Genomic DNA, 13,494 nt, shown 5'->3' on the forward strand with positions numbered 1-13,494 from the left:
ATGCGGGCGAGCGGCAGATCAGACCCTCAGGCCAGCTTGCACTGCGTCTGCTCAACCGGCAGGAATGCCTTGCCAACCGCCACCACCTCGGCAAAGTCGTCCTTGTCTTTCATGCGGCTCTTGGGCTTGCCCTTGAGCAGGTAGTAGTTTTTGAGCACTTGGTGGTCGGCCGCGCGAATCTCTTCGGGGCCCGTCAGGCCGTCGTACTTCATGCCCTGCAGCGCGGCGATCACGGCCTTCGGATCGGCGCTGCCGGCCTTGACCATCGCGTCGAGCAGGATCTTCGTGCAGGTGTACGAGCCTGCAAGGCTGTAGTTCGGGTTGGATTTGAACGCGGCCTGCGTGCGTTTCACCAGATCGCGGTTGGCGAGCGTATCAACGTCGTGCCAGTACTGCGCACCGAAGTAGACGCCTTCACACAAGTCCGCACCGAGCGATTCGAACTGCTCAAGGCCTGATGCCCACGCCACCAGGATCGTCGTGTTCTTCTTCATGCCGAAGCTCACCGCCTGGCGCAGCGTATCGGACGACTGCGAGCCGAAGTTCAGGATCAGCAGCACGTCGGGCTTGGCGGCCATTGCGTTGGTCAGGTAGCCGCTGAATTCCTTTTCGGTAAGCGCGTGGTAGCTGTTGCCCACATGCTCGATGCCCTTTTCCTTGAAGATGTTCTTGGCAGCCGACAACAGCCCATCGCCAAAAACGTATTGCGGCGTGATGGTGTACCAGCGCTTGGCCTTGGGCATCGATTCGATCAGCGGGCGCACGGTGCGCTCGATGGCGCCGTACGTCGGCACCGACCAGCGGAACGTCGCGCGGTTGCAGTCCTTGCCGGTGATCTCATCGGCCCCGGCGGTGGTGATGAACACGCCGCCGAACTTCTCGGCCTCCTTGCCCATCGCCAGCGATTCCGACGACAGGATGCCGCCTGCGAAGTAGCGCGCGTTTTTCTGCTGGGCGAGTTCCTGAACCTTGCGCACGGCGGTGGCCGGCTTGCCCTCGGTGTCGAGCACGCTGTACGCCAGCGGCCGGCCAAGCACCTTGCCGTATTGCTCCACGGCCAGCTTCATGCCCAGGTCGGCGAACTTGCCGTTGGCAGCGAACGGGCCGGACATCGGCACCGGGCAACCCAGTTCGATGGCATCGGCAGCCCATGCAAGGCGGGCCTGCAGCAGCGACGTGGGCACGGCGGACAGCGCCGCCAGTTTGAGCAAGTCTCGACGATTCAAAGCGCACTCCTTGGGGTTCGTGTGGATTCAGAACAGCGCTTGGAGCCACCACCGGCGGCAGCTTCCTCCTGGCCTTGACCGGCGAGGTTTTCGCCGACCATCGAGTCGAGCAAGAACCAGACCAGTTTCTTATATTTGTTATGATAAATAGGCGAAATCATCATAGAAGCCGTGTCCGCGCCGCGTCAACGACGACGAGGTCGGTGTTTACGCCAAGGTGTGCGTGATGAAGGTACCGGGCGACGATGCGGAGACGCGGTGCGTGCGCACGCTCGCAGGGCATGCATGCACCACGCCGGACAGCCGGGCGGCACAACCCCGCAGTTAGAATGCGCGCAACAAGGAACGGACATCCATGGCCACACTCGGACCAGGCAAGACGGCGTCGATCGGCATCCGCAAGCAGAAGCGCGCCGACCTCGTGGCCGAAGAACTCAAGCGGCTGATCACGCAGCGCAACCTCAAGCCCGGCGACAGGCTCCCGCAGGAGATCAAGCTGCAGGAGACCTTCGGCGTGAGCAAGGGCACGATCCGCGAGGCGCTCAAATCATTGGAGGTGCAGGGCCTGGTGAGTGTGAGCACGGGCCCGGCCGGCGGCGGCACCATCGTCGAGGTGCCGTTGGACCGCACGTTCCAGCTCATGCAGAACTATCTGTTCTTCAAAGACATCGGCATTGCAGACGTCTACACCGTGCGTCGGCTGCTGGAGCCGGAGCTTGCCGCCGGAGCGGTGCCGCATCTGACCGAAGACGACTTCCGCGCGCTCGAACACACCATCGACCTGTGCGACCCGGCTTCTGCCAAGGCCGCCGCGCCGCTCGATCAGCGACAGGAAGACCTGAGCTTTCACGACATCCTGGCTGCGGCCAATCCCAACCCGATGCTGCGGTTCAGCTGCGAGCTGATCAACGAAATGATTCGGCAGCTTGTAGTGTTCGGCAATGAAACCTCACCGAAGGACCACGCCAAGTTCGGCGCGTCCAACGTCAAGTTCCACCGGCAGATTCTGGATGCGGCACGCGCGCGCGACGCAGAGACTGTGCGCGCACTCATGAGCACGCACATGGAAGACTGCACGCATCACGTCACGCGCATGAAGGGCCGCGTGCACGGCCGTCTTGTGCTCGATTCCGAGATGCCGCGCCGCAATCGTCCGCAGCTGGACGACCCGGACGACAGCGGCCATAGCGACGACGGCGCATGACGGCTCAGTAGGTCTTGTAGGGCAAAAACTTGCCGCTCATGACGATGCGAACGCGATCGCCCTTGGGATCGGGCTCGCGCGTGAGATCCATATTGAAGTCGATCGCGCTCATGATGCCGTCGCCAAACTCTTCGTGGATCAGCGCCTTGAAGGTCGTGCCGTACACGCTGATGAGTTCATAGAAGCGGTAGATCAGCGGATCCGTAGGCACCGCTGTGGGCAGCGACCCCTTGTACGGCGTCACCTGCAGCAGCGCGATGGCCTCTTCGGGCAGATCCAGCGCTGCGCCAACGGCCTTTGCCTGCGCTTCGGTCAGCGTCATCTGGCCGAGCAGCGCGGCGGTACTCCACTCCTTGCTGTGGCCGATCACCTCGGCCAATTGCGTCCACGTCAGTTTCTTTTTGATTTTCTGCAGGACGATCAGATCCGTTACGTCTTCGCGGTGCATGGTGGCTCCCTGGGTTGGGTGAGAAAACAGCACGCGACATGAGCAAGGTCGATGCCAACCCGGGAACGCCGCCCCTCGCGGGGTCGCGCAGATGACGGCCATGCCGCCATCGCGCTTGGGACTTCGACGCGAAGCGCGTCAGAACCAGTGCATGATCCCGGTGTACACACCTTGCTGGCCAGAACCCGGGGCCGGCTTGCCGCCACCCGCCTCAACCGAGAAGGACGCATTGCTGCCGTTCATCACGGTACCGATGGTGCCGTACAGCAATGTGCGCTTCGAGAAGTAATAGTTGGCGCCCACCGTCAGCAGCGTGCCGTTTCCGCCGCCCTGGTTGCGGTTTGCCCTGTATGCACCGCCGATCAGCGTCAAAGCCGGGGTGACCTGATAGTTGGCCCCCAGCCAGTAGGTTTGCTGGTGGGTCGCGCCGCTCGGGTTGTCCGCGTCCGCAACAGTAGCGCCGCCCGATTGGATACGGCTGTAGCCACCGAACAGCTTGAGGTCGCCAATCTGGTAGGTACCGCCGGCCGTGAACAGGCGGGAAGCGGTATAGAGGTTGGTGAACTCGCCGTTGGTGTCGCGAATTTCTTCGTAGAAGGCCTTAAGCATCAGCGGGCCGTTCTGGTAGGCCATGGCGCCGGCAAGCTGCCTGCCAGCGTTGAAGTGCCCCGCCGTTCCGTTCAGGCCGGCTTGCGCGCGGAACGAGAAGCCACCCCAGGTCGGCGAGTTGTAGGTGATCGCCTTCTGGCGTGAGCCCCAGGTGCGGTTGGCCTGCAACGTCTCGGCGCCCATGTTCTGCAGACCCATCGGGTCAATCGACCATGTCTCGCCATCGGGAATGCCCATGGCCCGACCGAGCAACAGCGTGCCGTATGTGGTGCTCGACAGCCCCACGACAGCGAAACGATTGAACAACGCATCCGATGAACCCGAGCCGGAATTGAAGCCGTTCTCGAGGTTCATCACGGCAGACAGCCCGCCACCCAGATCCTCAGAACCCTTGAGGCCCCACATGCTCGTCCCCCACTGGTTGCCACCGTACTGCAGGTTGCTGGCGGTGCCGTTCGCAGTCGCAATCTTGTTCGTGTAGTCGATGCCGCCGCCGACGCGGCCATACAGCGTGACACTGCTCTGCGCGGCAGCCAGGCCGCTAGTGGCTGCAAGCAGGGCTGCAGCGGCAGCGATGGCAATCCGCTGGGATGGGTTCTTGATACGCATAGCTTTCGTCTCCTTGATTTGGCGTTGTCTTTGTTCGTTCGAGCCGAGTCTCTTGGCGGGCCCGGACAGGAGAATGAGGAGAATTGACAGCGCTGTCAATGTAGGGAGTTGCCCTAGTTTTTAGCCAAGGCACGTCATTGCAAGGCGTTGGAGACAATCGCGTGTGGTGCCTTAGACCTAGGGCAAATCCCGAGATTGACAGCGCTGTCAATTTTGACCATTCTGCAGTCCCAACCGGCCCGTGAACCGGATGCCGGTGCCGGCCAAAACGCTCTTGCGGGTGATGGCGACGAACCTCCATGTGCGCGAGCCGTCCTGCGGCTGGCCACAGAGCCGTCGATGTACTTCCGTCCTAATCTGCAGTACATCTTGCATCCGGACGGCACCAGCCAGAACAAGAACGCGTTCGTGATCAGGCTGACAGCCGGCATAGCGTTCTGAACGACAACATCAATGAAGAAGGAGACATTCATGCTTTTCCGCGTACTGAACACCATTGCCGCTGCAGCGGTCCTCACTTTCGCAGCCACGTCGGCCCACGCTAGCAAGGAAGCGCCGGTGATCGGCTTCTCGATCGACGACCTGCGCGTGGAGCGCTGGACGCACGACCGCGACTACTTTGTCGAATCGGCCAAGAAGCTGGGCGCGACCGTGAACGTGCAGTCGGCCAACGCCAACGAAGCCAAGCAGATCGCCCAGATCGAAAACCTGATCGCCCAGAACGTCGACGTGCTCGTGATCGTGCCGTTCAACTCCAAGGTGCTGGGCAATGCCATTGCCAGCGCCAAGAAGAAGGGCATCAAGGTTGTGTCGTATGACCGCCTGATCCTGAATGCCGACATCGACGGCTACGTCACCTTCGACAACGTGAAGGTGGGCGAGCTGCAGGCGCAGGGCGTCGTGAAGATCGCGCCGAAGGGCAACTACTTCCTGCTGGGCGGCGCCGCAACCGACAACAACGCCCGCCTGCTGCGCGAAGGCCAGATGAAGGTCCTCAAGCCGTACGTCGACAAGGGCGACATCAAGATCGTCGGCGAGCAATGGACCCCTGAGTGGGACCCCTCCAAGGCACAGAACATTGTTGAGAATGCGTTGACCGCAAACAACAACAACATCCAGGGCATCGTCGCGTCCAATGACGGCACGGCCGGCGGCGCCATCCAGGCGCTGGCACGCCAGAAGCTGGCGGGCAAGGTGCCGGTGTCGGGTCAAGATGCCGACCTGGCCGCCGTGCGCCGCGTGGCTGAAGGCACGCAAGCCATGACGGTGTACAAGCCGATCAAGGAAATCGCCGCCACCGCCGCCGAGATGGCCGTCGACTTCGTCAAGGGCACCACGCCCAAGTTCAACACCAAGCTGAACAACGGCAAGAAGGATGTCGATACCGTGCTGCTGACCCCGACGCTGCTGACCAAGGACAACCTGGATAGCACTGTCGTCAAGGACGGCTTCTACACGCATCAGCAGATCTTCGGCAAGTAAGCAGCCGATGCAGCAGTCGGTCGTCGGTCATCGGCGGTCAGTGGTCAGTCGTAGTAAGTAGGAGAACGCCATGAGCAGTAACGGCACCCTGTTCGAGATGCGCAACATCGTGAAGTCGTTCTCCGGTGTGCGCGCGCTCGACGGCGTCAGCCTGGCAGTGAAGCCAGGCGAATGCGTCGGTTTGTGCGGGGAGAACGGCGCCGGGAAATCGACCCTCATGAAGGTGCTGTCGGGGGTCTACCCCTACGGCACCTTCGAAGGCGAGATCCTGTGGGAAGGTGAGCCGCTGCACGCGCATTCCGTGCGTGACAGCGAGCGCGCAGGCATCGTCATCATCCATCAGGAGCTGATGCTGGTGCAGCAGCTCTCCGTCACGGAGAACATCTTCCTCGGCAACGAGATCACCAAACCGGGTGGCCGCATGGACTACGACGCCATGCACGCCAAGGCCGAAGAACTGCTCGCCCGCCTGCGTCTGACCGACGTGAACGTGGCCGCCCCCGTGATGAACTACGGTAGCGGCCACCAGCAGCTCTTTGAGATTGCCAAGGCGCTCGCCAAAAACGCGCGCCTGTTGATCCTGGACGAGCCGACGTCATCGCTGTCCGCCAAAGAAATCGAGGTGCTGCTGTCCATCATTGACGACCTCAAACGCAGCGGCGTGGCGTGTGTGTATATCTCGCACAAGCTCGATGAGGTGAAGCGCGTGTGCGATACCGTCACCGTCATCCGCGACGGCAAGCACATCGGCACGCGCCCCGCCGCCGACATGACCATCGACAACATCATCACGATGATGGTCGGCCGCGAAATGACATCGCTCTTCCCCAAGGTGGAACACACCGTGGGCGAAGTGGTGATGGAAGCGCGCAACGTCACCTGCTGGGATGTCACCAACCCCAACCGCAAGCGCACCGACAACGTGAGTTTTGCCGTGCGCCGCGGTGAGATTCTCGGCATTGCCGGTCTGGTGGGCGCCGGGCGTACGGAGATGGTGTCCGCGTTGTTCGGTGCTTATCCCGGCCGCTCCAGCGCCGAGATCATCATGGAAGGCAAGCCTGTCAAGGTCAGCACACCCGCGCAGGCGATTGCCAAAGGCATCTGCCTTGTGCCCGAAGACCGCAAGCGCCACGGCATCGTCCCGCTGATGGCCGTGGGCGAGAACATCACGCTCGCCACGCTGGCTCAGTACGCGCGTGGTTTGCGTGTCGACAAGGGCGCCGAACTCACCACCGTCGACCGCGAAATCAAACGCCTGCGCATCAAGACCGCAAGCCCGGCACTGGCGATTGCCAGCCTATCCGGCGGCAACCAGCAGAAGGCCGTGGTCACGAAGATGGTACTGGCGATGCCGAAGGTGCTTATCCTCGATGAGCCGACGCGCGGTGTCGACGTCGGCTCCAAGTACGACATCTACAAGATGATTGCCGACCTGGCCGCCAGCGGCGTGGCGATCATCATGGTCTCTTCCGAGATGCCGGAAATCCTTGGCATGAGCGATCGTGTCCTGGTCATCGGCGAAGGCCAGTTGCGCGGCGACTTCGTCAATCAAGGCCTGACCCAGGAGCGCATCCTGGCTGCTGCAATCAACGCTGAACCCGGCCGCCAAGCGGCTTGAATTGCCATGTCCAATATCCTGCAATCCCAACTCGCCCGCCAAAACGGCGGCAATGGCGGCCCGCGTCTGGATAGCCGCGCCATCCAGCAATTGTTCGTGCGCTACAAGGTGCTGGCGCTGCTGCTGGCCGTCGCACTCATCTGGATCTTCTTCTACTTCCAGACCAACGGCACGTTCCTCAAGCCCAACAGCATCTCCAACCTGTTCCTGCAGATGTCGGTCACCGGCATGCTGGCCTGCGGCATGGTGTTCGTCATCATCGCGGGGGAGATCGATCTTTCAGTCGGCTCGCTGCTGGGCCTGCTGGGCGGGCTGGTCGCCATCCTCACCGTCAACCTCGGATGGAACACCTGGCTGGCCGTGGGCACGGTGCTCGTGGCAGGCGCGGCCATCGGCGTGGTCAACGGATTCATCACGACCAAGCTGCGTGTGCCGTCGTTCATCGTTGGCCTGGGCGGGATGCTGGCCTTCCGTGGCTTGCTGCAGTGGAGCACCGACAGCGTGACGATTGCCCCGGTGCCCGATGACCTCGGCAACCTCGCGCAGGGCTTCGTGCCGGCATGGCTGTCGTGGTCGCTGGCCGCCATCATCGTTGTGGGCTCGGTCGTGCTGACCGTGCGCCGACGTCACGAGCGTGCCCGCCTGTCGCTCTCGCGCACGCCGATCTGGGCTGACGGACTGAAGCTGCTGGCCATCGCTGCCGCCTCGTTCGGCTTCGTCGCGGTGCTCAACGACGCCAGCGGCGTGCCGCTGCCGGTGCTGATCCTGCTGGTGCTGCTGGCCATCTTTTCGTACGTCGCTACGCAAACCGTCTTCGGCCGTCACGTCTATGCGGTGGGCGGCAACATGGAAGCCACGCGCCTGTCCGGCGTGAACGTCGGCCGCGTCAAGCTGCTGGTATTCGTGCTGATGGGCCTGATGTGCGCTTTCGCGGGCATCATCACCACGGCACGTTCGGCCGCGGGCTCGCCGTCCGCCGGAGTTGGCGGCGAACTGGATGCCATCTCCGCGTGCTTCATCGGCGGCACGTCGATGCGCGGCGGCTCGGGTACGGTGTACGGCGCACTGATCGGCGCACTCGTCATGGCCAGCCTCGACAACGGCATGCAGCAGATGAACGTCGACGCCTCGTGGCAGATGATCGTCAAGGGCGTGGTGCTGGTGGTCGCGGTGCTGATCGACGTGCTGTCGGGCTCCAATCGCGGCTGACCTCGGCGGCTGACCCGTCGGCAAACGCCACACAACTCCTGGGCCCATCCGGCCCCCTTCCTGATCTGGAACGACACGGCGGCGCGCGATGGTGTTGCAGCGCCAGCCGCCGGTCGCGCCTTTCTTTCCTTCATCCCGAACGGAATTCCACATCGTGGCTGACTACCAAACCCCTGCTCGCGTTCTTGTGACCGGCGTAGCTGGCAACCTAGGCCGCAAGGTCGTCGAGGCACTGGCCTCCGCCCCGTGGTGCACCTCCATCATCGGCATCGACTGGGTGGCACAGAACGTCGAGTTTTCGCCGCAAGCGGCCCAACGTTTCCAATGGGTCAAGGCCGACCTCACGCAAGCCGATGGTGCATGGACGGATCTGCTGAGCAACGTCGATGCGGTCATCCACTTGGCCGCCATCCACTCCACGCCAGACGCAACGTGGGAGCAAGCGCTGGCCTCCTACGGCATGACGCTCAATGTGCTGCAGGCCGCCGCCACGCACGGCGTGCGCCGCTTCGTGTTCGCCTCGTCCAACCACGCAATGGGCGCGTACAAGGACCAACCCCTGGCCGGCACCATCGGCCCTGGCAAACTCACCGCCGAGCTGGCGCCCGCCCCAGGCACGCGCTGGAATAACGGCACAGAAGACGTCTACTCACTCGCCTACGGAACGTCCAAGGCCATGGGCGAACGGCTCTGCAAAGCAGTGGGCGCCGTCTCCAAAGCCAACGGCGGCAAGCTCTCGATCGTGTCGCTGCGCATCGGCTGGGCGCTGCCCGACGAGAACGACCCCAACGAGATCAACTATTCCGGCACCGCCGACACGCCCGTGCCGACCGAGTTGCCCGATGAAGCCAGCCACGTGGCGCTGCGCTGGTTCCGCAACATGTGGCTCTCAAATGGGGATCTGCGCCGGCTGTTCCTCTGCTCGATCACGGCAGACCCCGCGCGCTGGCCTGCACCGGCCATCGTCGTGAATGGCGTGTCGAACAATCGAGGGATGGATTGGGGCCTGGAGACCGGGCGGGAGTTGCTGGGGTATGACCCGCAGGATGATTTGTATGCGTTGATCAAGCAATCGCAGTGAGGCGCATGAAAAAGCCCGGCGCTAATGGCCGGGCTTTGCGTTGGAACGTAGGAAAATCAGGCGACTTGAACCGGCCGCAGGCTCTCTCCTTCCGATCCCAGCTCTTCATCGAACGCGGGATTGCCACGACCAGCCTTAAAAGCACGGAGCTTGTCCAGTAGCAGCACGTTCAGGGTCCCGAGCGCGACTCCGCCGATGAGCGACAGCAGCGCCAGCGCCAGCGAACTTGGCCCCGAACGGTATTCCGGCAAAGTCGGGCCCGAAACGAAGCGTGCCTCTGTGATGTGCTTGTTGCGCATCTGCTCGGCAATCACCATTAGCTGGTTATAAATCTCGCGGGTTTTGTCGTCTTTAAGATCTTTGCCCGTGAACACAGCTTGAGCCGTCTTTACAAACTCGGCCAGCAACGCGCTACCGGTCTTAGCTTGGCGGGTACCTTGGTCGATGCGTTCGTAGAATTCATTGCGCAAAGCGTTCTGCTCGGCGTCGCGTTCCAGCAAAGTGAGTTGCGATTTCAGGTCAGCAATTTCGGTTTCAATGCCAACGAGCTGCGCAACGGGAGACAGATAGCGCGACGCGTTGGCGTCACTGCCGGTCGAAAGCAGTTGGCGCGCTTCCATCTTCGATGCTTCAGGGTACTTGCCCGCGATCAAGCGGGCCGCTTCGAGCCGGCTGGAAGCCTGGGTCAGGGCCAGCCTCTTCTGGATGATCAGGTTGTCGATCTGTTGCTTTTTCGCCTTGGCTTCGCCAGCTTTGGTATAGATCGTATCCAGCAGATCTTCACTCAGCATGGTGTCCTTGATGTAGTCCCCCATCAGTTGAACACGGGCTTGCGCGTTCTCCGCCGACCGATCCTTGAACGTGATCGAGAAACCTAGGATTCCGATGGTGTCGAGCATCCCCTTAGCGTCGGTGATGTAACGCAGATCATCTTTCGACAACGGCAAAACCGCTTGCACGTGCGCCTGGACGAAGCGTTCGCTCAAACTTCCCAACAAATACTGACCGTTGACATCGCCGATTTTCTTGTTGTCTTCGAGATAGCGATGTAGCGTCTCGCGATCCCAGAACGCAGCCTTCTGGACGTTGTATTCCGCAAACTTGCGGGGCGCGCGCATGAACCCTTCGCTGGAGTACTGACGGCCAATCCAAAATGAGAACGCAAGAATCAGTAAGGAGAATACGGTCGCAAACAGAATGATCTGTCGTCGTAGTTCCCAGCAGCGCGCAATGAAGGCTTGCAAATCAAAATCGAATGGATCGCCGTCGTCATACGCCGCAGGATTAATCTTCTTCATTACCTCTACCGTCCTAAAAAATTGCCAACTGCTTGCAGGCAGGTGCACCAGGGGTCACCTAATGCATTTTTTTTGTTGCGCCGGCTTCGGCGCAGCGCTGTGGGCCGCCCCACACAATATGAGGCTGTAAAAATCGTTACAGCTTAGTGACGAACTGGACAATTGGAATGAGAAATGGACGAAATCAAATACGCGCTTTGCGCCCCACCCCAAATGATTGCCCAGTCAAGGTGATTCTCGGCAGTTTTGCACCCGACATCAAGGTCTGCAGCTGCGCGACGAGGCAAAATTCGGGCACGGAACGATAATGGCTTAGGTTTTTGGCCAGTACCCTCCACCGTGTGGGTTGACTAATGTGGGACTTGCAGACAGAACGGAAGTGCATCCCCGTGGACAAGCGGCATGTTTTCCAATCGACAGTGGTAATGCCGCGCCTTACGCCGGCGCACAAGTCGATTCCCGAATCACCAACTCATACTGCAAGTTTTCGTGCACCGAATGCGGCTTCAGGCCTGGTAGATGCGGGCGGTGGATCGCAATGAGCTGTTCCACAGCCGCATGCGCCATCGCCTGGATCGGCTGACGCACGGTGGTGAGCGCCGGCCAGAGCTGGCGTGAGAGCGGCGTGTCGTCGTAGCCGCAAATGGAGAGTTCTTCCGGCACCTTGATGCCGCGCGCCTGGGCCACCCGCAGCACGCCGGCGGCCATGTCGTCGTTACCTGCGAAGATGGCAGTCGGACGTGGCTCGCAGGACAGCAACCGCTCAGCGCAGGCAACGCCGGACTCGAACGAGTGTTCGCCCTGCTCTACCAATCGCTCGTCAACTTCGATGCCAGCTTGCGCCATCGCGTCGCGATAGCCGAATACGCGCTGATACGCCGCGCCATGGGCGGGATCGCACACCACGAAGCCGATGCGGCGATGCCCGAGCCCGATCAGGTGCAGCGTCATGTCACGCGCGGCAGCACGGTCTTCGGTGTTGACAGACAACCCTTTGTGCTCGCGGTCGGCGGGGGCCAGGCGCACGTAGTCGATGCCGGCTTCATCCAGCGCCGTAATGAGCGACGGCACATCCGACACCGGCGGCGTCAGGATGATGCCGGCCAGCGCACGCTGGCGCGCGCTCTGGATGATCTGCTCGGCGAGGTTCGGGTCGCGGTAGTTGCAAGGGGTCAGCAGCAGGCTGTAATCGAGCGCCTGGCAGGCTTCGAGCGCGCCGTGCTGAATGTTGACGATGTAGTTGTCGGAGGGGTTGTCGTAGACCAGCGCGATGATGTCGGCGCGCTTGCTGGCCAGTCGCCGGGCGGCCGGATTGGGCCGATAGTCGAGCGTCTGCATCGCCTCAACCACCTTCGCGCGCGTCTTCTCGCTGATGTTGGGCTCGTGGTTCAGCACGCGCGAGACGGTCTTGATAGACACGCCCGCATGCGCGGCAACATCATCGACGGTGACAGCTCCTGCGTTGCGCTTCATGGTCTGACGATGGTCTGGCGAGAGTGGTTCTGGAACACGGAACGGGCGCTATCACGCGCCCGCCAATGTGTTCGATTTTACCGCCAACCCCCAAGCCGCGCGGCCAAAAAAACTAACGGGCGCTCAATCCCGAACGGCCGATCGGCAGCCGAGCGATGCCTTGCGCCAGGCTCACGCCTAGCAGAACGAGGCCGCCGCCGATCCAGTGATAGCCGTGCACCGTCTCGCCCAGCATCACCGCAGCCATGCCCGCCGTGAAGATCGGCATCAGGTTCATCAACACCGCCGTACGCTCGCTGCCGATGCGCTTGAGCCCCTGCATCCACAAATACGATGCGACGATCGACGAGGCAATGCCCGCAAACACCACCAGCCCGATGCCCTTGGCCGGTACGGCCAGGCTATGCGCGGTCATGGCCACCGGCACAAGCATCACGACAGCCACCAGCACCTGCACGTACAGATTGAGCCACTGCCCAAACGGCAGCGCCCAACGGCGATAGAGGATGTTGTACAGCGCGTATGCAGTGGCGCCGGCAAGCACCAGCACGTCGCCGTGGTTGATGCCGCCATCGAACAGGTTGGCAGGTTCTCCGCGCCCCAGCAGGTACAGCACACCAAGGAGCGACACCACCACGCCAATCACTGCCTGCGCCCCGACAGGCTGACGAAATACCACCACGTTCAGGATCAGCCCCAGCATCGGTATCAAGGCGCCGATCACGCCCATGTTGGTCGCACTCGTGCTGTGCGCGGCGTAATACGCCAGGCACTGGTACATCACCATGCCCAGCAGCGCGAGCACCGCAAAGCGGCGCCACTGCGCCAGCACAGCCTGACGTTGGCGCCACAGCGGCCGCACGCAGAAAGGTGTCAGCACGATGGCCGCCAGCAACCACCGGTAGAACGAAATGGCCGCCGGGTCCACCACGCCGGCCGCGGCCTTGGAGACGATGGTGTTGGCAGCCCAGATCAGCACCGCCAGCAAGGGATACAGCACAGGCACGGCGGCCTCCTCGAACAATGGAAGACCGCAGTTTAGTAATGTCTGGTTCAAAACATATACTTCAAACCAGACAACATCACCCCTCGAAAGCGACAACCGTGGCTGATACCCTGTACACCGCCCGTCGGGAAGCCGATCTTACCCAACTTATCGCCTCGCGGTCACAACAATGCAGCGCGAATGTCACCCGCGGAGTTGCCCCTACTGCCTCCGCTGAGGTTCAGACCTGCT

12 protein-coding genes are annotated in these 13,494 nt (G+C 61.9%); 6 read left to right on the top strand and 6 right to left on the bottom strand.

The window, feature by feature from the left end; genetic code table 11:
• Window positions 1-26 precede the first annotated feature (26 nt).
• Window positions 27-1,226, bottom strand: coding sequence for an ABC transporter substrate-binding protein (locus tag NKG59_RS20545; protein ID WP_253540637.1), 1,200 nt, complete (start codon window positions 1,224-1,226; stop codon window positions 27-29).
• Between the two features lie 355 nt (window positions 1,227-1,581).
• On the opposite strand from NKG59_RS20545, the gene NKG59_RS20550 reads away from it, so the two are divergent.
• Entirely contained in the window at window positions 1,582-2,430 is an 849-nt protein-coding gene (locus NKG59_RS20550; protein WP_253540640.1) for a FadR/GntR family transcriptional regulator, read from the top strand.
• 4 nt (window positions 2,431-2,434) lie between these two features.
• Here NKG59_RS20550 and cynS read toward each other — a convergent pair whose 3' ends face one another.
• Both cynS and NKG59_RS20560 read right to left on the bottom strand, forming a co-directional pair.
• A complete protein-coding gene (gene cynS / locus NKG59_RS20555) occupies window positions 2,435-2,878 on the bottom strand; it encodes a cyanase (protein WP_045205680.1) in 444 nt (147 codons plus the stop codon).
• 138 nt (window positions 2,879-3,016) lie between these two features.
• Complete coding sequence (locus tag NKG59_RS20560) at window positions 3,017-4,096, bottom strand: porin (RefSeq protein ID WP_045205679.1); 1,080 nt, start codon at window positions 4,094-4,096, stop codon at window positions 3,017-3,019.
• 213 nt (window positions 4,097-4,309) lie between these two features.
• Here NKG59_RS20560 and NKG59_RS26435 point away from each other — a divergent pair, with 213 nt between their 5' ends.
• The 5 genes from NKG59_RS26435 (at window position 4,310) to NKG59_RS20585 (ending at window position 9,486) form a co-directional block, all read left to right on the top strand.
• Complete coding sequence (locus tag NKG59_RS26435; RefSeq protein ID WP_301288211.1) at window positions 4,310-4,537, top strand: carbohydrate porin; 228 nt, start codon at window positions 4,310-4,312, stop codon at window positions 4,535-4,537.
• 30 nt (window positions 4,538-4,567) lie between these two features.
• A complete protein-coding gene (gene xylF / locus NKG59_RS20570; protein ID WP_045205677.1) occupies window positions 4,568-5,578 on the top strand; it encodes a D-xylose ABC transporter substrate-binding protein in 1,011 nt (336 codons plus the stop codon).
• 70 nt (window positions 5,579-5,648) lie between these two features.
• Window positions 5,649-7,196: a xylose ABC transporter ATP-binding protein gene (locus NKG59_RS20575; RefSeq protein ID WP_253540642.1), complete on the top strand. Its 1,548-nt coding sequence runs from the start codon at window positions 5,649-5,651 to the stop codon at window positions 7,194-7,196.
• A gap of 6 nt (window positions 7,197-7,202) precedes the next feature.
• Window positions 7,203-8,405, top strand: a complete 1,203-nt coding sequence (locus tag NKG59_RS20580) for a sugar ABC transporter permease (protein ID WP_253540644.1) — start codon at window positions 7,203-7,205, stop codon at window positions 8,403-8,405.
• Window positions 8,406-8,559: 154 nt separating this feature from the next.
• Complete coding sequence (locus NKG59_RS20585; protein ID WP_253540646.1) at window positions 8,560-9,486, top strand: NAD-dependent epimerase/dehydratase family protein; 927 nt, start codon at window positions 8,560-8,562, stop codon at window positions 9,484-9,486.
• Window positions 9,487-9,542: 56 nt separating this feature from the next.
• Here the strand turns inward: NKG59_RS20585 and NKG59_RS20590 are convergent, their stop codons facing one another.
• The 3 genes from NKG59_RS20590 to NKG59_RS20600 all read right to left on the bottom strand — a co-directional run bounded on the left by NKG59_RS20590 (window position 9,543) and on the right by NKG59_RS20600 (window position 13,263).
• A complete protein-coding gene (locus tag NKG59_RS20590) occupies window positions 9,543-10,784 on the bottom strand; it encodes a GumC domain-containing protein (RefSeq protein WP_253540648.1) in 1,242 nt (413 codons plus the stop codon).
• Between the two features lie 435 nt (window positions 10,785-11,219).
• Window positions 11,220-12,257: a LacI family DNA-binding transcriptional regulator gene (locus NKG59_RS20595; RefSeq protein WP_253540650.1), complete on the bottom strand. Its 1,038-nt coding sequence runs from the start codon at window positions 12,255-12,257 to the stop codon at window positions 11,220-11,222.
• A gap of 112 nt (window positions 12,258-12,369) precedes the next feature.
• A complete protein-coding gene (locus tag NKG59_RS20600) occupies window positions 12,370-13,263 on the bottom strand; it encodes a DMT family transporter (RefSeq protein WP_253540652.1) in 894 nt (297 codons plus the stop codon).
• Between the last annotated feature and the right edge of the window lie 231 nt (window positions 13,264-13,494).

Source organism: Ralstonia chuxiongensis (genome assembly GCF_024158925.1).
GTDB classification, from domain to species: domain Bacteria; phylum Pseudomonadota; class Gammaproteobacteria; order Burkholderiales; family Burkholderiaceae; genus Ralstonia; species Ralstonia chuxiongensis.

Bases quoted from the DNA above. Each gene is read 5' to 3' on its own strand.
- NKG59_RS20550 (WP_253540640.1), top strand. From the start codon at position 1,582: ATGGCCACACTCGGACCAGGCAAGACGGCGTCGATCGGCATCCGCAAG.
- cynS (WP_045205680.1), bottom strand. From the start codon at position 2,878: ATGCACCGCGAAGACGTAACGGATCTGATCGTCCTGCAGAAAATCAAA.
- NKG59_RS20560 (WP_045205679.1), bottom strand. From the start codon at position 4,096: ATGCGTATCAAGAACCCATCCCAGCGGATTGCCATCGCTGCCGCTGCA.
- xylF (WP_045205677.1), top strand. From the start codon at position 4,568: ATGCTTTTCCGCGTACTGAACACCATTGCCGCTGCAGCGGTCCTCACT.
- NKG59_RS20575 (WP_253540642.1), top strand. From the start codon at position 5,649: ATGAGCAGTAACGGCACCCTGTTCGAGATGCGCAACATCGTGAAGTCG.
- NKG59_RS20580 (WP_253540644.1), top strand. From the start codon at position 7,203: ATGTCCAATATCCTGCAATCCCAACTCGCCCGCCAAAACGGCGGCAAT.
- NKG59_RS20590 (WP_253540648.1), bottom strand. From the start codon at position 10,784: ATGAAGAAGATTAATCCTGCGGCGTATGACGACGGCGATCCATTCGAT.
- NKG59_RS20595 (WP_253540650.1), bottom strand. From the start codon at position 12,257: ATGAAGCGCAACGCAGGAGCTGTCACCGTCGATGATGTTGCCGCGCAT.